The following is a 17812-nucleotide window of genomic DNA, read 5'->3' as shown; positions in this document are numbered from 1 at the left end:
CTGCCAGTGCGCCTCCGCGAGGCCAGTATGGCGGCGCCTGGCGCATTACTCCATCCGAAATATTCGAACCCAACGTTCGTGCCTGTCTAAAGCGCCGCGGCGGCACTGAAGGCGCGCCGGCCGATTGAATGCGCGCGAACGCAGCGTTCGAAACATTCGACTCCTCGCCGCGCGAGTCGGCCTGCATAATTTTCCGGATCGTCTGAATCACGGAGACACTATGCTTCACAATGCCTTGCGCGGCGTAAAAGTCGTGGACCTTTCGCGCATTCTCGCGGGTCCCTGGTGCACGCAGAATCTGTCCGACCTTGGCGCGCAGGTCATCAAGGTGGAACACCCCGAGCGCGGCGACGATACCCGCGGCTGGGGCCCCCCTGACCTGCGCGCGGCCGACGGCGGCGCGTCGATGTCGGCCTACTTCATGGCCTGCAACCGCGGCAAGCAATCCGTCGCCATCGACTTCTCCACCGAAGCGGGCGCGGCCCGCGTGCGCGAACTGGTCGCCGACGCGGACGTGCTGGTCGAGAACTACAAGGCCGGCGGCCTGCGCAAATACGGGCTGGACTATGACTCGCTCGCGAGCGTCAATCCGCGCCTCGTCTACCTCTCCATCACGGGCTACGGCCAGTCCGGCCCCATGGCCGGCAAGCCGGGATACGACTACGTGTTCCAGGGCATGGGCGGGCTGATGAGCTATACCGGGCAGCCCGACGGCACGCCCGGCGCGGGCCCCTTGCGCACCGGCGTCGCGGTGGTGGACCTGATGACCGGCATGTACGCCACGTCGGCGGTGCTGGCGGCCCTGCGCCAGCGCGACCAGACCGGACGCGGCATGCCGCTGGACATCTGCCTGCTGGACGTGGCGGTGGCGCTGAACGCGAACCAGGGCGCCAATTACCTGGTGTCGGGCGAGGCGCCCAAGCGCAGCGGCAACGCCCATCCCAACTGCGCGCCGTACGAGGTCTTCGCCTGCGCCGACGGCCACCTCATCCTGGCCATCGGCAACGACGGCCAGTTCGCGCGCTTCAGCGGCGTGGCCGGGCACCCGGAATGGGCGGCCGACGCGCGCTACGCCACCAATAGCGCGCGCCTGGCGCACATGGACAGTCTGCGGCCGCTGATCGCCGGCACCCTGGCGGGCGCTCCGCGCCAGCGCTGGACCGACGCCTTCGACGCCGCGGGCGTGCCGTGGGGCCCGATCCACACGCTGGACGAGGTGTTCGCGCATCCCCAGGTCCAGCACCGCGGCCTGCTGCAGACCACCAGGCATCCGGTGCTGGGCGAGCTACGCCTGGTGCGCAACCCCTTGCTGGCGGGCAGCCCGCCCGAGGCGCTGGGCGCGGCCCCGCCGCTGCTGGGCGAGCATACGCAAGTTGTGCTCGCCGACACCGCGACTTTGTGATTCATCCGAGGAGACAACAATGAAATCCCTACGCTTCCACCTCGCGGCGATCTGCGCCTGCGCCGTCCTGCCGGCCGTGGCCGCCGCCGAGTATCCCGACCGGCCCATCCGCCTGGTCGTGCCCTACGCGGTCGGCGGCACCACGGACATCATCGCCCGCGTGGTCGGCGCCAGGCTCGGCGAGCGGCTCGGGCAGTCCGTCGTCGTCGAGAATCGTCCCGGCGCCGGCGGCTGCATCGGCTCGGCCTATGCCGCGAAGCAGCCCGCCGACGGCTACACCCTGGTCATGGCGGTGGAGAGTTCACACGCCGTCAATCCCAACGTCTACGCCAGGAGCGCCTACGACCCCATCAAGGACTTCGCGCCCATCAGCAACCTGGCCGACGTCCCCAACGTGCTGGTCGTGAATCCCTCGGTGCCCGCCCGGGACCTGGCCGCATTCTTGCGGCTCTTGAAGGCCGAGCCGGACAAGTACGCCTTCGGATCGTCCGGCAACGGCGGGCTGAGCCACATGAACGGCGAGCTGTTCCTGAAGACGACCGGCACCCGCATGCTGCACGTTCCCTACAAGGGCCTGGGACCCGCTCTCAACGATCTGGTGGCCGGCCAAGTGCAGGTGGTGTTCGACAACATCCCGTCCTCCTACCCGCTGATCCAGGGCGAGCGCATCCGCCCGCTCGCCGTGGCGGCCAGGCAGCGGCTCAAGGTGCTGCCCGACGTGCCGACCTATGCCGAGGCCGGCTTGCCGGCCATGAACAATCCGTCCTGGTTCGGCCTCGCCGCGCCCGCCGGCACGCCGGCCGCGGTGCTCGACAAGCTGAACGCGGCGGTGCGCGAAGCGCTGGCCGATCCCGCCACGGTGGAATCCATCGAGAAGCAGGGCGCCGTGCCCAGCCCGATGTCGCGTGAAGAATTCGGGGCGTTGATCGCCCGGTCCTACGGCCATTGGAAGACGGTGGTCGAAGACATCAAGTTCGAGAAAATGCAGTAACAAGGAACCCTCATGAGCATCAAGACCTTTGCCGTTTCCCATGCCCGCGCCGAGATCGACGCATCCGGCATCGCCACCCTGACCATGGAGGACGCTGGCGTCCTGAACATCCTGAGCACGCCGGTGATCGATGGCCTGCGGGAAGCGCTGGCCCGATTGCGCGAGGACGACTCGGTGCGCGTGCTGGTGCTGCGCGGCGCCAGCGACCGGGCCTTCGTGGCCGGGGCCGACATCGCGGAAATGGCCGCGCTGGACGAGCCCAAGGCCCGGCGCTTCATCTCCAACCTGCGCGACCTGTGCAACGCGGTCCGGCATTTCCCCGTGCCGGTCATTGCGCGCATCCCGGGCTGGTGCCTGGGCGGCGGCCTCGAATTCGCCCTGGCCTGCGACCTGCGCATCAGCGCCGACGACGCGCAGTTCGGCATGCCCGAGGTGAAGGTGGGCATTCCCTCCGTGATCCACGCCGCGCTCATGCCGCCGCTGATCGGCGCCGCCAACAGCGCCTGGATGTTGCTGACCGGTGAGCTGATCGACGCCCGCCTCGCCCGGGAATGGGGCCTGGTCAACGCCGCGGTGCCCAAGGCCGAACTGGACGACGCCGTGCGCAAGCTGGCCGAGGGGTTCGCCGCGCTGGGCCCGGCGGCGCTGCGCCAGCAGAAGAAGCTGCTGCGCCGCTGGGAGACGATGTCGGTGGACGAGGCGATCGAGGACAGCGTCGCGGAATTCGGGGCGGCCTTCAATACCGGCGAACCCCAGAAGTTCATGAACGAATTCCTGGAAAGCAAGCGCCGCGCCAGAAGCTGACCCGTCCCCGGAAACCTGGGCAGGTCCCCGGCCCGCATGAGGCAGGATGCGGCGCCGGGTCGAAACAGGCTTTGCCCGCCGGTGGAACTTTCGCCGGGAGGCTGTTACTCAGACCGTGAACCTGGCGGGCCATCCCGGTCCGCCGCCCTTCGAACATCGATTCACGGGAACGCCATGGTCACGCAAGTGCAGGGAACATCGGGCCAACTGCAAACGAATTTGCTCGCCCGCATGGGAAATCAGTTCCAGCATTTCGCCGCGGTGATCGGCCAGGGGCTGAGCCGCGTCCTGGCCCAGGCCCAGAACGCTCCCGTTCCCCAGTTCGGTCAACGCTACGCCCCGGTCAATGGGAATGCCATCCAGGCCAACGTGGCCGGATACCGCGTCCTGGGCGACAAGGCGAAGGGGGTGGAGCCGGGTTTCATCGCCAAGCGCGACTGGACTCCCGGCGACGAGGCCAAGTTGCAGAACCCGCAGCACAAGTTCAATACGCTTGCGCATCAACTGACGACCCGTTGGCTCGACCCGCAGCCCGCGCTAGGCGGCCCGAGCGATCAAGCCCTGGAAGCCATGCTTCAGCGGGTGCTGGGGGCCATCGCCGGATCGACGTCGCCCCATGCCCAATCGGCCCAGGACTTGCTGCAGCCCGACGATGACACGGGCGAGCTGAACGTATTGGCGACCTTGCGGGGGGGCGTGGCCCTGGACATCGGCTTCCGGAGCGCGATGATCGCCGACATGGTGCAGGAGGCCTTTGTCGGCAGCGCGCAGATGGCCGACCAGGCGCGTGCCGGACAGGCCACCGAAATGCTGGGCCGGCTGCGCCAGGGCGTCATGGACGTCCAGCCGAAGTTCAACAAGAACCACTACATCAAGCTGGATTACTACGAAGCCGACAAGTCCGGGGACAAGTACCAGATTCCCCTCGACAAGTCGAAAGGCGCGCTGCACCGCTGGTACACGGGCGCTACCGCCAAGGACCGCAACGAAGGGGCGGTGCGCGAGGCGCTGGCCAACGACCTGATGCGCAGCCTGGGCATCCAGAGCCAGAAGCTCAAGATCGTGGAAGGCCAATACGCGGACGGCACGCCCAAGCTCATGCTGGACGGCACGCACGTGGACGGCGCGAACGGAAACTCCTTCAGCGACTTCGACGGCAAGCCCTTGCGCGGCGAGCGTTATCTGAAGGATGGCGTGCTGGTGCGCAATACGCAGGCACAGGGCGACGCGCCCGGCGTCTTCAGCGGGCCGCCGGTACTGGACTCCAGCATGAATGAGCTGGGCCGCAACAAGATCCTGCTGCTCTTGATGGCCGATCGCGATGCGCTCGGCTCCAAGGGCGGCAACAAGGGATACGTCGGCAATACCTTCGTGGGGATCGATCCCGGCCATGCGCTGGAGAGCGGCCTGCTGGGGCGGCGCGGCGACATCAATTCGGATTTCTCGTTCAAGCAGCCCGGGGTGCTCGCCTCCCAGGGGTACAAGAATTTCTCCATGTTCGATCAGACCCCGCTCTCCGAGAAGATGGAAGGCGTGCGCCAGATCGCCCGCTTGAAGGAATCCGGCGCCGACACCCGCCTGTTCGACCTGTATTCCCAGCAGTTCGGCAACGGCCGGCCCGCGGCCGCCGATTTCGACCAGCACATCCAGGGCCTCAAGGCGCAGTACGAAGGGCGCCGCGACGACATCCTGCAGATATTCCAGGAACGGCTGGACGTGGACAATTTCGATTTTGGCGTCCCGCCTACCGATGCCCTGCATGCCGGCCTGCGCGACGTCTCCCTGAATCTGCTCGACGGCCTGGAAAAATTCACCTCGCCCACCGTCGCCAGGACCGAGCACGGCATCGAGCTGCGGCATCCGATGATCGCCGATCCGGCCAAGCGCAAGGAATGGCATATCCGCCAGGAGGCCGGCACCAACGACCTGCTGTTCACGTGCTCCGCCTCGAAGGGCGACGTCGCCAAGATGCGGCAGGCGCTGCAGGCCTACCTCGGGCCGCTTGCGGCGCAGGGGGGAGCGGCGCTCGCGACTTCCGCCAACGGCAAGGAGGTCTCGCTGCGCGTGCCGGTGGGCCTGGTGACGCAGTTCGGCGGGCTGCTTTCGTCCACGTCCATCCTCAACCACAAGCACTGAACCGCTCCGGCTTCGCCCGTCCCGCACCCAAAGGAAATCCGCCATGCCCCCGACTCTGCCCGCCAAACTCTCCGCCATGGCCAAGGCCCTGGGCCGGGACGATACGCTGTTCGACGAGCAGGGCGCGGGCGCGCTGCTCGTCGACGGCATCGTCCTGCTCTTGCAGTATTTCGTCGAAGACGATGCGCAGGTCCTGGTGCTGGCCGCGGATCTGGGCCCCGTTGCCCAGGAAGCGCGCGCCCGCGTCTATCCCATGATGCTGGCCGGGAACACCTCCTGGCGTTCGGTCGCGGGCGGCGCGCTCGCGCTGGACGAGACGCGTCACCATGCGATGTTGATGCTGCGCCTGGACCTGGCCGAACTCGACGGCGCCGCCCTGACCGGACGGCTCCACGCCTTCAGCGACGCCGCGGTGAGCTGGCGCGCCCGGCTGGACCTGTCGCAGCCTGACGGCGCGGCCCCGCCCGCCGCCCAGCCCGAGCCGGCCTTCATCCCGGCCAGTTTTGCCTGATACCTCCGGCCCTTATCCTCGCCGCACAATCCGCCCATGAACATCGACACCTTCCTCGCGCTGGTCAACGCATACTGCACGCGGGCCGGCCTGCCTCCCGCCGAACTCCACGACGAACACTGCGTGCTGATGCCGCAGCCTGAACAGGCCGTGATACTGGCCTGGGACGGCGCGGAAGAAGAGGTGGTGCTATTGGCCCCCGTGGGCGCCGAAGCCGCCGCGCTGGACGGGGAGTCCGCCGTCGAACTGCTGGGCGACGCCTACCTCGGGCAGAACCTGGGCGGCGCCGCCGCCGGCATCGACCCGCGGACGGGCGGCCTGGTGCTGTGGCGCCGCCTGCCCGCCTACGGGCTCACGGCCGACAGGCTGGAGCGCGCCATCGGACGCACCGTGACGGCGGCGCAGGCCTGCGTGGGCGTTTGACCGGCCTGGTTTGCGCGGGGATTGAGCATCAGGGCTTGCGTGGGGGTGGGCGCTAGGGCTTGCTCGGGCGCTCGAACGGCTGGCCCTGGCGAACGCTCAGTCCGGCTCGCGGGTGGCCGCCACGATGGGATCGTCGAGCAGGTATTCGGCGACCTGCTCCACGAAGGGCGAGGGCGGCACGCCGGCCTGGGTGACGAGCGTGAGTTCGCGCAGCGCCCAGGGTTCGCTCAAGGCCACGGCCGCGATCCGCTCTTCGCGCAGCGCGCTGGCGGCCACGCTGCGCGGCACCAGGGACACGCCCACGCCCGCCTCCACCATGGACAGCACCGCGTCGAAAGTATGCACGTGGATGCGCACCTTGGGCGTCTTGCCGGCCAGCTTGGCCATGTCGCGCAGGAAAACGTAGTTGCTGCTGCTGCGGCTCATGCAAACGAAATCCAGGTCCAGCACGGCCGGGAAGCGCACCGGCGAACTCTCCACCACGGGATGGTTCAAGGGCGCCGCGATGATCAGCTCATCGACCGCGTAGCGCGTGGCGTTGACGCCGGCGGATTCGGCCCGGCCCGCGAAGATGCCGATATCGGCCTCCTGGCCGGCGATGGCCGCCTCGATGGTATTGCTGGACCGCTCTTCGAGCAGGATATTGACGTTGGGATTGGCCGACAGGAAGCGGCTCAGGCTGGGAACGATGAATCCGTTGAGCGAACTGCTGTTGGCGAACAGCTTGACGCTGCCCTTCAGCCCGCTGGCGAAGCCGCTGACTTCGCCGTGCATGCGTTCCACTCCCGCCAGCAGCGAGCGCACGTGCTTGAGCACGAAGTCGCCTTCGGGCGTGAGCTCCATGCCGCGCGCCTCCCGCTTGAACAGCGGCACGCCCATCGCGAACTCCAGGTTCTTCAGGCGATAGCTGGCCGAGGAGGCGGTCAGGTGCACCGCGTTGGCGCCGCCGGACAGGCTCTTGGCCTCGGCGATCGCGAGGAACAGGCGGAGATCGGTAAGTTCGTAGCGCATCGCCCAAGATTACCGTAGTTGGCGCGCCGGCGTCACTCGGCGCCCCGCCGTCACAGATAAGGCGTGGCCAGCCAGATCACCTTGTTGCGCAGCCGCTTGGCGAACGGCGCCTGTTGCAGGTCTTCCAGCGTTTCGCGCTTGGCCTGGCCGATCAGCGCGTCGACCCGCGCCGCGATCCAGCGCGCCACGCCGGGATCGTAGATCTCGGTATCCAGCTCGAAATTCAGCCGCAGGCTGCGCGGATCCAGATTGGACGAGCCCACGTAGGCCCAGGCATCGTCCACGGTCATCAGCTTGGAATGGTCGAACGCCCCGCCCGAGCGCCAGACCCGGCAGCCGGTGCGCACCACCTGGTCCAGCTGTGCCGTCATCGCGTAATCGACCAGCCGCAGATTGTTCTTGCCCGGGATGACGATATCCACCACCACGCCGCGGCGGGCCGCCGTGGCCAGCGCGCCGATCAGCGTCTGGTCGGGCAGGAAATAGGGCGACTGGATCCGGACATGGCGCTGCGCCACCGCCAGCGCGCCCAACAGCATATTGTGCGAGCTGCCCAGCGCCCGATCCGGTCCCGACGGCACGCAGCGCATCGGCACGGCGCCGCTCGGGGGCAGGGCGCTGGGATCGAACCAGGGCTTGGCGGGCAGCGATTCGTGCGTGGTGAAATTCCAGTCGTGCGCGAACACGGACATCAACTGGGTCACGATCGGCCCTTCCACGCGGAAATGCGTATCGCGGTTGGTCCCGGCGCCGGCCAGGGCGCTGACGAAGGCCGCCCGCACGTTCATGCCGCCGGTGAAGCCCACGCGCCCGTCGATCACCAGCACCTTGCGGTGGCTGCGCAGATTCGCGTAGGGCATGCGCAGCACCCCCAGCGGGTTGGTCATGAAACGGGCCACCGGCACGCCGCCGCGGGCCAGCATGCGCACGATGGGCGGGCGGGAATACTTCGAGCCGATGGCGTCGATCAGCACCCGCACCTCCACGCCGCGCGCCTGCGCCTCGATCAACGCCTGCGCCATCTCGCGCCCGATGGCGTCGTTGTCGAAGATATAGCTTTGCATCGCCACGGCATGGCTGGCGTCGCGGATCGCCTGCAGCATGGCGGGGTAGGCCTCGTCGCCGCCGGCCAGCGGCTGCACCGCATTGCCGCCCAGCAGCCGGAACCGGCTGACGCGGTCTCCCAGCACCTTCAGCGACGCGAACTGCGGGCCCGAAATCGGCACCACGTCCACCGGTGCCGTCTCGACCTGCTCCGCATCCACCACCATCGCCTCGTCGCGCTGCTGCGACAGCCGCGTCTTGCGGATCCGGTTGATGCCCGCCACGAAATAGAACAGCGCGCCGAACAACGGCGAGAACAGCGCCACCCCGACCCAGCCGATGGCCGCCCGCACGTCCTGTTTGGTCATTGCGGCATGCACCGCCGCGCCCGTCCCGGCCACGATGCTGATGGCAAATACAAGATGGGGCCAGTAATCGATCAAAATAGCGTGTATGCGGTCCATGGCGATGGCGTGAGCGACAGCCTCCAGAGGGGATCAATGCGCAAGGATATCAAGGCGGCGCGCCCTGGCAAGTAGGGCGCCATCGCCTCGTTTCACACCTTTCTGAAAAACATGCTAGAATTCGGCCTCTTCGTTGATGACCAGCTCTTTTCAGGGCAGCGCAGCGAAGAAAGCAGTACCAGTGGTGGCTGTAGCTCAGTTGGTAGAGTCCCGGATTGTGATTCCGGTTGTCGTGGGTTCGAGCCCCATCAGCCACCCCAAAAATCCCATAGAAATCAGCCGCTTAGAGCGGCTTTTTTCTTTTCTGCGGTCTGCTATTTTCTAATTTATCCTAGACTTTCTAATTTGATTAGAAGGTCGGCGTTACCTTCACCTTCCTGCGGCGGTCGTAAACTCGACGCGTCGTAGCCGCGTTTTTGTGTGTTTCTGGGTTTTGATCGCGGCTCACCATCTCGGTTACGTACATGGCCCGCAGGTCGTGGGCCGTGAACCGTTCCCCTCCCGCTTTCACGAAGGCGGCCATGATCTTGGACCAGTTCGCCTTGAAGCCGGAATCCGTATAGGGGGCGCCTGAACGGGCTGCAAACACATACGGGGTGTCGTGCTTCTTCGACAGGCGTACGGCTTCTGCCAGGAGCTTGCTGAGAAGTGGGGACCACGCTATTAGGTACTCCCGGGAGGCATCGGTCGCCTTGATTTTGACCGCCTGTACCTTCACCCCTTCCTGCGTGAGTGAGGATTCCTCCAGGCCCAGGATCTCGGCCCGGCGACGCCCAGTTATGCCCACCATCAAGCCTATCAGAGCCGTCATATAGCTGCCCTCGCCGCGAGCCTTGGCGATCTCTAGGAAGGTGTTCACCTCGACGTTTTCCGGTTTGCGAGAACGCGGCCGCTCCGGGTTGCGGCTAACCCCGTGGCATGGGTTAGTGTCGGCCATTCCATGGCGGATGCCATAGTTGAACGCTGACCCAAGAGCAGCCATTTCCCGGTTCGCCCTGACGCCTCGCCCTTTCTCGCGCATGGTGTCCAAATACTTACCTTTGTGGGCAGCCTTGAAATCTCGCGGCTTCATGTGCCCAAACAATGGCAAAAGGTGCGTGTCGAAGGCCTCTTCGTAGTCGTCCACGGTGCGCTCAGCAAGGGCTGATGGATCGGCCTTCTCGATCAGCTTTCTCTGGAACGCAATGAATCCTTTGCACATATCGGCAATAGAGCCCTTTGCGTATCCGCCACCTTGGAGCTCCTTGGCTAGGCGCTCCGCTGCAGCGCGGTCGTTGCCCAGCCCGTGGTACTTCTGGTTGATGATGGTGTAGTAGGTGTCCTTGTAGCGCCCGTGCTTGACATACACGCGCAAGGCAAGGTGCTTGTCTGAAATCCGCATTCTGCCCATTAGGCGATCCCTGCTGCCTCCCAATTAGGTTCTGCGCTGGTACTGACGTCGGGGGCTGTGACGCCTTGGCGCTGGAGATAGTAGGCTCGGGCGACGATAGGGCGCCCTAGACGGTCCTGGTCGAATCGCCACTTGTGAGCCTTCAGCCATCGCCGCTGCCAAGCTGGGTAGCGGTAGCCGGTGATTCTCTCCAATTCGGCTTCGGATAGGGTGAGTTCCATATCGCTTCCAAAACGAAGCCCGCACTAGGCGGGCCGCTTGATGAATTGCATCATTAATGATGCGTAATTGAATTCAGTGATTCATTAATCACTCGTAGACCGCGCCTCCGTCGGTGTGCGAGTTGCCGCTTTCCCGCGAGGCTGGAATCATTGCCTGGCGCTGGCTGGCGGCCGGTGAGGGCGCAGAAGTTGCCGGTTCTTCTACCGGTTGCGCGGACAGGGCGGCGCGGGCGCGTTTCTCCTGTTGAGGGCGTAGCTTCGCCACTCCACCTGACGCCGCATCGTCCACGATCCACTGGAGCACGTCTCGCATCTTTTCGTACTCGTCAGCATTCCCGGCGCGTTGCTGGCGGTCGGCCAGGATGGCTGTTCGGGTATACGCTCGGGCCCAGTTTTCCAGAGCCCTGGCCATGGAATCCGAAATGAGCGCCGCCCATTTGTGAGTGATAGGCGGCAAGCGCGGCAGCACCACATCGCCCAGTCCCTGCGCCATATGCTCGGTGCCTTGAACCGCCTCGCTGGCCTGGGGCGCGGCACTGGCGATGGCGTCCAGCGCGCAGATTTCCAGGATGCCGGCTAGGTCGTTGCGAACCTCGTCCTCAGACCGTAGCGTCAGTTCGTTCATGAACCGTTCCCACCAGGCAGGAAGACCGTCTACGGCGCTGGCCTGGGGCGCGGCATCTAGAATGGCCTGCACCAGGCCGACAGCGTTATCCAGGGTGCCATCGTTGCAGAAGACAGCCAGCGCCTCATCCGCCTCGGGCAGCTCGGCAATGCGCAATGCATTCTGCCAATCCGTCGGCGGCGCCTCCCCGGCTACAGGGGCGCGCACAGGCACGGCCGCATACGTGCCGTCGCCGTTGCTGCGTCCGCATTCATAGTGCGTAACCGGGGCGCTTGCCAGGGCGCTTGCCGCAGCGAGCAAGATTTCGCACTCACTGGTCGGCGCGACTGACGCCATACTGTGCAGGCTGGCCACCAGGTCATCGGCTACAGGGGCGCGCAGTTGCGACAGCACAGCGGCCTCAATCTCGCGGATACAAAGCTCGGCGCTGCCGGTGCTTACTCCGAAGACGCAAACCCAGTCTTTATAGAGTTCCCCGATCTGCTCCCGAGTCAGGACAGTTTGTTGGGGCGCCGCCTGGGCGGCGTTGTTCTGGTTGGTCATGTCATTGATCCTTCGCGGTGGTCGGGTTCGCGAGCGCGTGGGCGACGTGACGGGCATAGGTGCTGACGGCGCGCCAGTACGCGGCCATAGGCGCTTTGCGCCGGCGCCAAGCCGTTTCAGCTTCGGTGTTGGCCTGGTCGCGCAACTCCCGCATAACCGCTTCGATGCGTTCGCGGTCGGCCTTGGGCAGCTGTCGGAGCGCCTGCCCTGCGGGGAGACGCAGTAGAGGGTTGATGTATCCCATGCTCACTTCTCCGCGCCCTGGCGCCGCAGTTCATCTCGCCTGTCCAGATAGGCCAGAATGAAAGTGACTGCGGTGCTGTAGCCGCACCCAGCGGCAAAGCCGAGGGCGAGATAGGTCCAGGTCATGTCCTTTCCTTGGTGATGGGCTGGGCGGCGGCGATGCGTTCCGCGCAGCGCATGCCGAGTGCGAAGCCGATCCACATCGTGTCGGTGTCGCTGTCCAGGTAGTGGGAGAAGGTGTCGTTTATCTCCATCGCGCCCAGTGGCGTATTCGCCTTGAGTGCCGGCGTGTTGTTGATCGCGCCTTCGAAGTAGCTGCGCATTTCGGCGACGGTGATGCGGCCCGGCTTATCTTTGATGGTGAGCATCACGTCTCCCCCTGCTGCGGGACCTGGGCGGCGTGATGCGCAGCCGCTTCCTCCGGACTGGCAAGCTCGAAATGCGGATGCTCGATGCCGTCGGGCGTCACCACCACCATGCGGTGGGTCTTGAACAGGCCGCCCAGGCTCCAGTTGCAGGGCTGGCCGTCGGGCTCCTTTCGAGGCGACCCGGCGCCAGTGAAGCGCCCCACGCAGCCAACGCCGACATGGCACGCCACGTCGCCCCACTCCTTACCCGCACCGGCCGCGATGAAGTCGAGTCCGTTCTGCAACGTGCCGCACATCGGGCACTTAACCGTCGTCAGTTCGCTGCTGCTGGCTTGGGCCTTGCACGCGGCGTGAAACTCTTCGAGGGTCATGCGCTTCATGCTGCCTCCCTTTCAATGGCACGATACATGCGGTCAACCGCCTTCTGCCGGGCGTCCAGCTTTCTTGTTCGCATCAGGTGGTCGTGCAGAGCTTTGTCGTAGGGTTCGATCTCGCGTAGCAGCCGAATCTTTTCTTGGATGTCGGTGGTCGCGTTACATTGGACGGCCAGTGCGTCGCGCTTCGCGAAGTCGGGTTTGTCAGTTTCCCAGCGGGCAAGCTCCGCATCGAAGTCGGCCATCAGCTTCTCGCTAGCAGTCTTCCAGCGGATGAAAAGCAGGTCCCGGCGACTGATGCGCAGGAAGAACCCCTTTTCACGCACGAAGGCGATGATTTCCTCCTTCGTGAACTCATTGAGGACATCGAGGCCATTTGTCATGCCTCACCCCCGTTGCCCCGCTGGGCGGCAATGGCTGCCAGGCGCAGCCGTTCAATGTCTTCACCTGCCTTCTCGGCCCACTGGCTGCCGTGCTTCAGGTAGAAGCCCAGGAGGTAGTGGATGACGGTGGCTTGTTCGGCTTCTGCCTTCTTGTCGATTTCGACGCCCGACAGGCGCAGCAGTTGCGCAATCCGGATGCAGGTGAAGTTCGGACGGCCGAGAATGTCGATCAGGTCGGCATTGAGTTCCGGCAGCGCCAGCGCATCGCCAGCAGCGGGAGCCGGCTGGCGCAGGGCGTTCATGGCTTCATACAGCAGCAGTGTCGCGGTGTTCTCGCGCCCATGCCTGCCAATGTAGTCCCTGATACGCAGGGCCACGTCGTCAGGGGAGCCATAAGGCGGCGTCTGCACCGCGGCAGGCCGGGAGGTATCAGGCGAACCCAAGGCGGCGCCCATGAAGCTGCTGAGGGCTTCGTCGGCGCTGGTTTGGGATTTGGGGGCGCTCATGCTGTGGCTTCCTCTTTTTCAAGGTCGATGGGGGCCTGCGTATCGGGGGCGGCCTGCTGTGCCTCCTTAGCGGCTTTCTCGGCGCGTTTGGCGCGGAGGGCTTCGACGGCGCCGTGGGCTTGGAACAGGTCCAGCAGGGCAGCGGCCGGGATGGTGATCGTTTCGCTTGCTACGCGGCCTTCCTGGATGTCCAAGAGGGTGGCGCGCTGGTTGGCGTCCAGTCGCTTGATGAAGGTGTCGACGCCGCTGATGAGCGGGGAGACGACCTTGCGGGGGAGGGCGCGGCCGTGGATGGTGCTGGCGGTCACCTTAGATTTGCCGGCGGCCTTGGCCTGGATCACCTTGCCGCTCAGGAACTCTCCGGCCTGGGCGCCGTGCTGGCGAACTGCGTCTATCGCGACCTCGGCAGAGACCGTGCCGCCGCGCACCAGCGCTTGCACATCCGGCTCGGCGTCCGCGAGAACGAGGTAGTTTTCGATATGGGGGCGGCTGCGGTGGACGAGAGCCGCGATTTCTTCGGTATCCAACCCCATGCCGCGGAACCGCTTAAAGCCGCGTGCAGCCTCCAGAGGGCGCAGCTTCACGCCTTCGTTGCTGGTGTAGATGCGCGCGCGGCGCTCTATCTCGTTTCCCTGGAAGCCGACGACGGAGACCCATTCAATGGGCGCGCCGCGTTGGATCGCACGGCCGAGCGCGTCATATCGCCGATGGCCGTCTACGACTTCGACGCCTGAGCCGTCCGGCAGGGCAACGACTTCGAGGGCGGGGAACGTGCCGCCGTTCAGGATGTAGGAGGCCAGGGCTTCGATCCCGGCATCGTATTCCTCATCCAGGTCGCGGAGGTTGAAACCCTCCTTCACGCGGATATCGGAATAGCGGACTTTCATTGCATCGGCGCGTTTGATCGTGCCGTCCTTGATCATCGTCTTGAACGATGCGGGGGGAGCGTTCATGGTTTGGCCACCTTGTGATTGGGCTAAGATTCTTCGCGTTGGAATGGAGGTCAGAATGGAAGACTCGAATAGCCGTTTTGGCGCGGCTATCCGCAGGGGATTGGAGCGGTTTTGCTACGAAAGCCGCCTGTGCGGGGAAAGCGCTGCGGATCGGCCGACTCAGCCGATTCACGAAATGAAAGTTAGTGTGGAGGAGGCGCGCCTCGTGGAGTGCTGGCGAGCAGCACAAGGAGAAGCCGCTCGTCAAGGAGTGGATGTCCACACTTTTCTTTTAGGACTGGGCTGCGATGCAGACGGCGAGCTGATTGAGTTTTTAGCGATGCCGCAAAAATCGCGGAAATAGCCGACGCGGCCTGACCTGCATGACGTTTAGGAGAGGTACCCGAGCAGCCAGCTCAAGATCTGCGGTCCTACAAGGCAGAACGCGGCCAGCGCCAAGCTGGCGGGCCAAGCCCACAGGGGGATATCCGCGTCTTGGCTCCAATTGCCTTGGCCGGCATGGTCGCTCGGGGCGATCAGAGCGCCCAACGTGCGGGCTTCCTGCTTAATCGTGATGGGATGACGATGGCGCACCGGTGGCACGCTTGCGCTGATGATGTTCACTTCGGGCTCCAGGTGTCGCGGGAGGCGCGCCGGCGGGCGATGTGATCGCCAATGGGCGCCAGCACCAGCCGCGCGAACGCGAGCAGGCCCAGGCCCCAGGCGAGGGTTTCAGTCAAGGTCATGGGAATCTGCGCAGAGGTGCGCGGAGGTCACTTGATGGGTGAACGGGCTGCTGACGACTCTTCAGGCGGCCCTGAGCATGGTCGGCACATGTGTCATTTAGAAACGGTCATATCTTTGTAGCCGCTCATGACCCATAGTGCGTATAGGGATACTTTTCCCTGGAAAATCTAGGACTTACATTGAAGATTGAAACTGGTGTTGTGAAGTGGTTCAACAACGACAAGGGCTTCGGCTTTATCATGCCGGAGCTGGGCGGTAAGGACCTCTTCGCTCACTACTCTGAGATTCAGGGCAGCGGGCACAAATCTCTTGAAGAGAACCAGCGTGTGTCGTTCGTCGCCGGCCAAGGACAGAAAGGTCCTCAGGCGACAATGATCAAACCGATTTAAGAACCGGCTGGCTTGCCCTAAGGCAAGCCAGCTGGCACCTAGCAAGTGGGGCCGAATCCTTTGAAACAGGGAATTTGGCCCTTTGGCTTTGGGCGACCGAAAGCTACTTGCTGATCGTGTTGCCGAAGTTGAAAACGTCGATCAGTTCTTCAATGAAGCGTACGAGTGCTTCGAGCATGGCATTGCTCCGTGGGGGTGGGGGGATTGGGAAGGGGGCCGGGTTTCCACCGGACTGCCCGCCTGGATTTCTCGGCGGTCTACCCCTCATGCCGAAGCTTCGGGCGAATTGGAATGGATTGCGCCTTTTGTGCGAGTTGCTTGTTCAGCGATCGCAGATAACATATTGAAAAATTGCGGGGCAACCATGAAAGAACGTCTGTGGAGAGCGGGCCTGATTTTTCTCTTGCTCGGAATGTTTGGTAGCGCAACCGCTCAGCCGACTCAAGCGATAGGTGCAGATGCAATGAAGGTCGCTTCTGCAGTTCTTGGTCTGGCCTCTCTTCAAAAGGAAACCAAACAGTCTTTCGCTCAGCGCGTGGGGCCTGCATTCCGACGTTTAGTAGCGATTGAAACTATGACGGGCGTTGTTTTCGGCCCTGCGTGGAGAACGATGCCCACATCGCAGCAAGCGGAGGCGATCGAGCTATACAGCCTGTTCGTGATGAGGACGCTGCAAGGTTTCTACGAAGCGGTGCTGCCATCGCAATTTGGAGCAGCGACAGGGGAAATGCTCCGAAGCAAACCCGGATCCGTCACTGTGATACAGATCACGTGCCTTAGGCTAAACATGGCGGACTGCATTTACTATTCGGCGAAATCGCAGGCCGGCGAGCACCAGATTGAGCTTCAACTCCTTTACATCGACGGGAAGTGGCGAGTGGTCGAGATGAAGATAGCCGGCTTGTATTTGCAACAGACATACCTTTCGGTTTTCAGGTCTAATATCAACTCCAGCTCAGTCGAACGTCTTTTGGAGCACCTTCGCGCCCGAGTCAATAGTTGATTAGAAAAGGATCGTCCTGGGCGCTTGCCCGGCGCAGTAATGCGGGGCGCTCAGTTGTTTGTAATCCGCCCAATCCAGCGCCGCGTAACCGCTGCGTCGGCACCAGTCGCAGTAGTGCCTATACCGGCGCGCCATAAGTTGCAGGTCTATGGTCATCTCCTCAGTACGGGATATGGCGGGGAGGGCGAGGGACCGGCACCAGGGCGCCGTAGTCATCCATGACGGCGTTGAAAAGACCCGGGTTGGCCCAATCGGACCAGTTGTCCCAAGCGCACCAGTAGCGGCGGTCCCAGTACAACCGGTTGCCGAAGACGCCGCCCGGCGTTTCGGACATGTAGGCACCGCCGATGCCGTCGTGTGTCTCGATGATGGGCATTTCGGCGTCTCGGGATCCGTAGTCGTACTGCTCGGAAGCGGCCGAGGCTACGCCATCCGAGTTCATGTCGAATTCGAGGCGCGTACGGCCGACGTAGAGGGCGAGCAGGGTTCCTTCGAAACCGCCCACAGCATTGGGAAGGTACCCAGGCGTAACCTGCTTGCCGTCCAGCTTCATCGAGTAGCAGCGGCCCTCCTTATCGAAATCAAGTCTGTAGTCTGCGGCGTACTTCTTGGTCTCGCTGGTCCCGCTGCCGTAGCGGCTCCCTTTGTTCGTCTCGCGGTCAAGGTAGAGGTGCGAGAACCCGTACTCTTGCTCAAACAGCGCGTAGAACGCTTCGCGTTCCTCGACGTGCAACCCGTGCCGCGCATCCTCCATCAGTTGGGATAGCTTCAGCGTGGCCGGCATGTCGGGCATTACGCTGGCGGCGGCCTTTTCCAGCGCAGTATTGAGGGCGGTTGCGTTCTGACCGTGAACCGCGTTGCGCAAAACTTCGTTCAACACATGCTGGAGCTTCGCGACATCGGCAATTTCGATGCCGTGCGGCATCGCTGCCGCAAGCTGGTCCTTGAGAACGGTGCGGAAGGTGCTCCGGTAGCCCGTGGCGTCATCAATGGCGCTGGTGATGGCGCCGATGATGTGTTTGTCCAGAATGGGCTGGAGCTTTTCGGGTGCGAGTGCCTGTGCGACGGCTGCTTCCAGGTCGATATTAACTTTTAGTTCCATGGGATTCCTTTGCGCGGGCATGCGCTGGGATGGGGGAGTGCTTCGGTAAGCGCTGACTCGCAGCGCTGGCCGAAACCCGCTTTTCAGCGGAATCGGGTTGCCGGCATTCCATCCGGCGTGACCGTTTCTGTTCTTGGCCGTCTACGCCTCACCCTGTTGACCCGTGGACCGCGCTATGTCGGGCTGGATACGGCAGGGAC

24 protein-coding genes and 1 tRNA gene are annotated in these 17812 nt (G+C 64.2%); 10 read left to right on the top strand and 15 right to left on the bottom strand.

Annotated elements, in window-relative coordinates; all coding sequences use genetic code 11:
• Positions 1-220: 220 nt before the first annotated feature.
• The 6 genes from ADE01S_RS09475 (at position 221) to ADE01S_RS09450 (ending at position 6267) form a co-directional block, all read left to right on the top strand.
• A complete protein-coding gene (locus ADE01S_RS09475; RefSeq protein ID WP_062681432.1) occupies positions 221-1402 on the top strand; it encodes a CaiB/BaiF CoA transferase family protein in 1182 nt (393 codons plus the stop codon).
• A 19-nt stretch (positions 1403-1421) separates the two neighbouring features.
• The gene (locus ADE01S_RS09470) at positions 1422-2393 is read left to right on the top strand and encodes a Bug family tripartite tricarboxylate transporter substrate binding protein (protein WP_062681431.1); all 972 of its coding nucleotides are present in this window, start codon (positions 1422-1424) and stop codon (positions 2391-2393) included.
• A 12-nt stretch (positions 2394-2405) separates the two neighbouring features.
• Positions 2406-3197: an enoyl-CoA hydratase gene (locus ADE01S_RS09465; RefSeq protein WP_062681430.1), complete on the top strand. Its 792-nt coding sequence runs from the start codon at positions 2406-2408 to the stop codon at positions 3195-3197.
• A 231-nt stretch (positions 3198-3428) separates the two neighbouring features.
• Positions 3429-5333 carry a hypothetical protein gene (locus ADE01S_RS09460; RefSeq protein WP_131828723.1) on the top strand — a complete coding sequence of 635 codons (1905 nt, stop codon included), beginning with the start codon at positions 3429-3431 and terminating at the stop codon, positions 5331-5333.
• A 43-nt stretch (positions 5334-5376) separates the two neighbouring features.
• Positions 5377-5844, top strand: a complete 468-nt coding sequence (locus tag ADE01S_RS09455) for a type III secretion system chaperone (protein WP_062681428.1) — start codon at positions 5377-5379, stop codon at positions 5842-5844.
• A 36-nt stretch (positions 5845-5880) separates the two neighbouring features.
• Positions 5881-6267, top strand: a complete 387-nt coding sequence (locus ADE01S_RS09450; protein WP_062681427.1) for a type III secretion system chaperone — start codon at positions 5881-5883, stop codon at positions 6265-6267.
• Between the two features lie 96 nt (positions 6268-6363).
• On the opposite strand, the gene ADE01S_RS09445 is transcribed toward ADE01S_RS09450, so the two are convergent.
• Both ADE01S_RS09445 and cls read right to left on the bottom strand, forming a co-directional pair.
• Entirely contained in the window at positions 6364-7278 is a 915-nt protein-coding gene (locus tag ADE01S_RS09445; protein ID WP_062681426.1) for a LysR family transcriptional regulator, read from the bottom strand.
• 50 nt (positions 7279-7328) lie between these two features.
• Positions 7329-8786 carry a cardiolipin synthase gene (gene cls / locus ADE01S_RS09440; protein WP_062681425.1) on the bottom strand — a complete coding sequence of 486 codons (1458 nt, stop codon included), beginning with the start codon at positions 8784-8786 and terminating at the stop codon, positions 7329-7331.
• Positions 8787-8970: 184 nt separating this feature from the next.
• Here cls and ADE01S_RS09435 point away from each other — a divergent pair.
• Positions 8971-9046, top strand: a tRNA-His gene (locus ADE01S_RS09435).
• Positions 9047-9135: 89 nt separating this feature from the next.
• On the opposite strand, the gene ADE01S_RS09430 is transcribed toward ADE01S_RS09435, so the two are convergent.
• The 10 genes from ADE01S_RS09430 to ADE01S_RS09395 all read right to left on the bottom strand — a co-directional run bounded on the left by ADE01S_RS09430 (position 9136) and on the right by ADE01S_RS09395 (position 14392).
• Entirely contained in the window at positions 9136-10176 is a 1041-nt protein-coding gene (locus tag ADE01S_RS09430) for a site-specific integrase (protein ID WP_062681424.1), read from the bottom strand.
• Positions 10176-10397: a DUF4224 domain-containing protein gene (locus ADE01S_RS32300; protein WP_075873261.1), complete on the bottom strand. Its 222-nt coding sequence runs from the start codon at positions 10395-10397 to the stop codon at positions 10176-10178. The genes ADE01S_RS09430 and ADE01S_RS32300 overlap by 1 nt, the downstream gene beginning before the upstream one ends.
• An 88-nt stretch (positions 10398-10485) precedes the next feature.
• Entirely contained in the window at positions 10486-11565 is a 1080-nt protein-coding gene (locus ADE01S_RS09425) for a hypothetical protein (protein WP_062681423.1), read from the bottom strand.
• A gap of 1 nt (position 11566) precedes the next feature.
• Positions 11567-11809 carry a hypothetical protein gene (locus ADE01S_RS09420; RefSeq protein WP_062681422.1) on the bottom strand — a complete coding sequence of 81 codons (243 nt, stop codon included), beginning with the start codon at positions 11807-11809 and terminating at the stop codon, positions 11567-11569.
• Between the two features lie 2 nt (positions 11810-11811).
• Complete coding sequence (locus tag ADE01S_RS32065) at positions 11812-11934, bottom strand: hypothetical protein (RefSeq protein ID WP_255220862.1); 123 nt, start codon at positions 11932-11934, stop codon at positions 11812-11814.
• Positions 11931-12176, bottom strand: a complete 246-nt coding sequence (locus tag ADE01S_RS09415) for a hypothetical protein (RefSeq protein WP_062681421.1) — start codon at positions 12174-12176, stop codon at positions 11931-11933. The genes ADE01S_RS32065 and ADE01S_RS09415 overlap by 4 nt, the downstream gene beginning before the upstream one ends.
• Entirely contained in the window at positions 12176-12556 is a 381-nt protein-coding gene (locus ADE01S_RS09410; RefSeq protein WP_062681420.1) for a VVA0879 family protein, read from the bottom strand. The genes ADE01S_RS09415 and ADE01S_RS09410 overlap by 1 nt, the downstream gene beginning before the upstream one ends.
• Positions 12553-12933 carry a hypothetical protein gene (locus tag ADE01S_RS09405; RefSeq protein WP_062681419.1) on the bottom strand — a complete coding sequence of 127 codons (381 nt, stop codon included), beginning with the start codon at positions 12931-12933 and terminating at the stop codon, positions 12553-12555. Before ADE01S_RS09405 ends, ADE01S_RS09410 begins: the two co-directional genes overlap by 4 nt.
• Entirely contained in the window at positions 12930-13439 is a 510-nt protein-coding gene (locus ADE01S_RS09400) for a hypothetical protein (RefSeq protein ID WP_062681418.1), read from the bottom strand. The genes ADE01S_RS09405 and ADE01S_RS09400 overlap by 4 nt, the downstream gene beginning before the upstream one ends.
• On the bottom strand, positions 13436-14392 hold the full coding sequence (locus ADE01S_RS09395) for a ParB/RepB/Spo0J family partition protein (protein WP_131828722.1): 957 nt from the start codon (positions 14390-14392) through the stop codon (positions 13436-13438). Before ADE01S_RS09395 ends, ADE01S_RS09400 begins: the two co-directional genes overlap by 4 nt.
• Positions 14393-14447: 55 nt before the next feature.
• Here ADE01S_RS09395 and ADE01S_RS31535 point away from each other — a divergent pair, with 55 nt between their 5' ends.
• Positions 14448-14735 (top strand): hypothetical protein, encoded by a 288-nt coding sequence (locus tag ADE01S_RS31535; RefSeq protein ID WP_131828721.1) that lies wholly within the window; start codon positions 14448-14450, stop codon positions 14733-14735.
• Positions 14736-14761: 26 nt separating this feature from the next.
• Here ADE01S_RS31535 and ADE01S_RS09390 read toward each other — a convergent pair whose 3' ends face one another.
• Both ADE01S_RS09390 and ADE01S_RS32060 read right to left on the bottom strand, forming a co-directional pair.
• Positions 14762-14995 (bottom strand): hypothetical protein, encoded by a 234-nt coding sequence (locus ADE01S_RS09390; protein ID WP_062681416.1) that lies wholly within the window; start codon positions 14993-14995, stop codon positions 14762-14764.
• Positions 14992-15117: a hypothetical protein gene (locus ADE01S_RS32060; protein ID WP_255220861.1), complete on the bottom strand. Its 126-nt coding sequence runs from the start codon at positions 15115-15117 to the stop codon at positions 14992-14994. Before ADE01S_RS32060 ends, ADE01S_RS09390 begins: the two co-directional genes overlap by 4 nt.
• A 180-nt stretch (positions 15118-15297) precedes the next feature.
• Between ADE01S_RS32060 and ADE01S_RS09385 the strand changes: the two genes are divergently transcribed.
• Entirely contained in the window at positions 15298-15507 is a 210-nt protein-coding gene (locus ADE01S_RS09385) for a cold-shock protein (RefSeq protein WP_062681415.1), read from the top strand.
• Positions 15508-15589: 82 nt separating this feature from the next.
• A complete protein-coding gene (locus tag ADE01S_RS31190; protein ID WP_131828720.1) occupies positions 15590-16510 on the top strand; it encodes an ABC transporter substrate-binding protein in 921 nt (306 codons plus the stop codon).
• Positions 16511-16670: 160 nt separating this feature from the next.
• Here ADE01S_RS31190 and ADE01S_RS09375 read toward each other — a convergent pair whose 3' ends face one another.
• Positions 16671-17612 (bottom strand): hypothetical protein, encoded by a 942-nt coding sequence (locus tag ADE01S_RS09375; protein WP_062681413.1) that lies wholly within the window; start codon positions 17610-17612, stop codon positions 16671-16673.
• Positions 17613-17812: the final 200 nt, after the last annotated feature.

The organism is Achromobacter denitrificans NBRC 15125 (assembly GCF_001571365.1).
Lineage (GTDB): Bacteria > Pseudomonadota > Gammaproteobacteria > Burkholderiales > Burkholderiaceae_B > Achromobacter > Achromobacter denitrificans.
Note: the sequence above shows the minus strand (reverse complement) of the source record. Positions and strands in the feature narration are given on the sequence as shown.

Coding starts and splice junctions, on each gene's coding strand:
- ADE01S_RS09460 (WP_131828723.1), top strand. CDS start 3,429: ATGGGAAATCAGTTCCAGCATTTCGCCGCGGTGATCGGCCAGGGGCTG.
- ADE01S_RS09415 (WP_062681421.1), bottom strand. CDS start 12,176: ATGCTCACCATCAAAGATAAGCCGGGCCGCATCACCGTCGCCGAAATG.
- ADE01S_RS09425 (WP_062681423.1), bottom strand. CDS start 11,565: ATGACCAACCAGAACAACGCCGCCCAGGCGGCGCCCCAACAAACTGTC.
- ADE01S_RS09455 (WP_062681428.1), top strand. CDS start 5,377: ATGCCCCCGACTCTGCCCGCCAAACTCTCCGCCATGGCCAAGGCCCTG.
- ADE01S_RS09410 (WP_062681420.1), bottom strand. CDS start 12,556: ATGAAGCGCATGACCCTCGAAGAGTTTCACGCCGCGTGCAAGGCCCAA.
- ADE01S_RS09400 (WP_062681418.1), bottom strand. CDS start 13,439: ATGAGCGCCCCCAAATCCCAAACCAGCGCCGACGAAGCCCTCAGCAGC.
- ADE01S_RS09470 (WP_062681431.1), top strand. CDS start 1,422: ATGAAATCCCTACGCTTCCACCTCGCGGCGATCTGCGCCTGCGCCGTC.
- ADE01S_RS09405 (WP_062681419.1), bottom strand. CDS start 12,933: ATGACAAATGGCCTCGATGTCCTCAATGAGTTCACGAAGGAGGAAATC.
- ADE01S_RS09450 (WP_062681427.1), top strand. CDS start 5,881: ATGAACATCGACACCTTCCTCGCGCTGGTCAACGCATACTGCACGCGG.
- ADE01S_RS31535 (WP_131828721.1), top strand. CDS start 14,448: ATGGAAGACTCGAATAGCCGTTTTGGCGCGGCTATCCGCAGGGGATTG.
- ADE01S_RS09420 (WP_062681422.1), bottom strand. CDS start 11,809: ATGGGATACATCAACCCTCTACTGCGTCTCCCCGCAGGGCAGGCGCTC.
- ADE01S_RS09475 (WP_062681432.1), top strand. CDS start 221: ATGCTTCACAATGCCTTGCGCGGCGTAAAAGTCGTGGACCTTTCGCGC.
- cls (WP_062681425.1), bottom strand. CDS start 8,786: ATGGACCGCATACACGCTATTTTGATCGATTACTGGCCCCATCTTGTA.
- ADE01S_RS09375 (WP_062681413.1), bottom strand. CDS start 17,612: ATGGAACTAAAAGTTAATATCGACCTGGAAGCAGCCGTCGCACAGGCA.
- ADE01S_RS09465 (WP_062681430.1), top strand. CDS start 2,406: ATGAGCATCAAGACCTTTGCCGTTTCCCATGCCCGCGCCGAGATCGAC.
- ADE01S_RS32300 (WP_075873261.1), bottom strand. CDS start 10,397: ATGGAACTCACCCTATCCGAAGCCGAATTGGAGAGAATCACCGGCTAC.
- ADE01S_RS09445 (WP_062681426.1), bottom strand. CDS start 7,278: ATGCGCTACGAACTTACCGATCTCCGCCTGTTCCTCGCGATCGCCGAG.
- ADE01S_RS32060 (WP_255220861.1), bottom strand. CDS start 15,117: ATGACCTTGACTGAAACCCTCGCCTGGGGCCTGGGCCTGCTCGCGTTC.
- ADE01S_RS09430 (WP_062681424.1), bottom strand. CDS start 10,176: ATGGGCAGAATGCGGATTTCAGACAAGCACCTTGCCTTGCGCGTGTAT.
- ADE01S_RS32065 (WP_255220862.1), bottom strand. CDS start 11,934: ATGACCTGGACCTATCTCGCCCTCGGCTTTGCCGCTGGGTGCGGCTAC.
- ADE01S_RS09395 (WP_131828722.1), bottom strand. CDS start 14,392: ATGAACGCTCCCCCCGCATCGTTCAAGACGATGATCAAGGACGGCACG.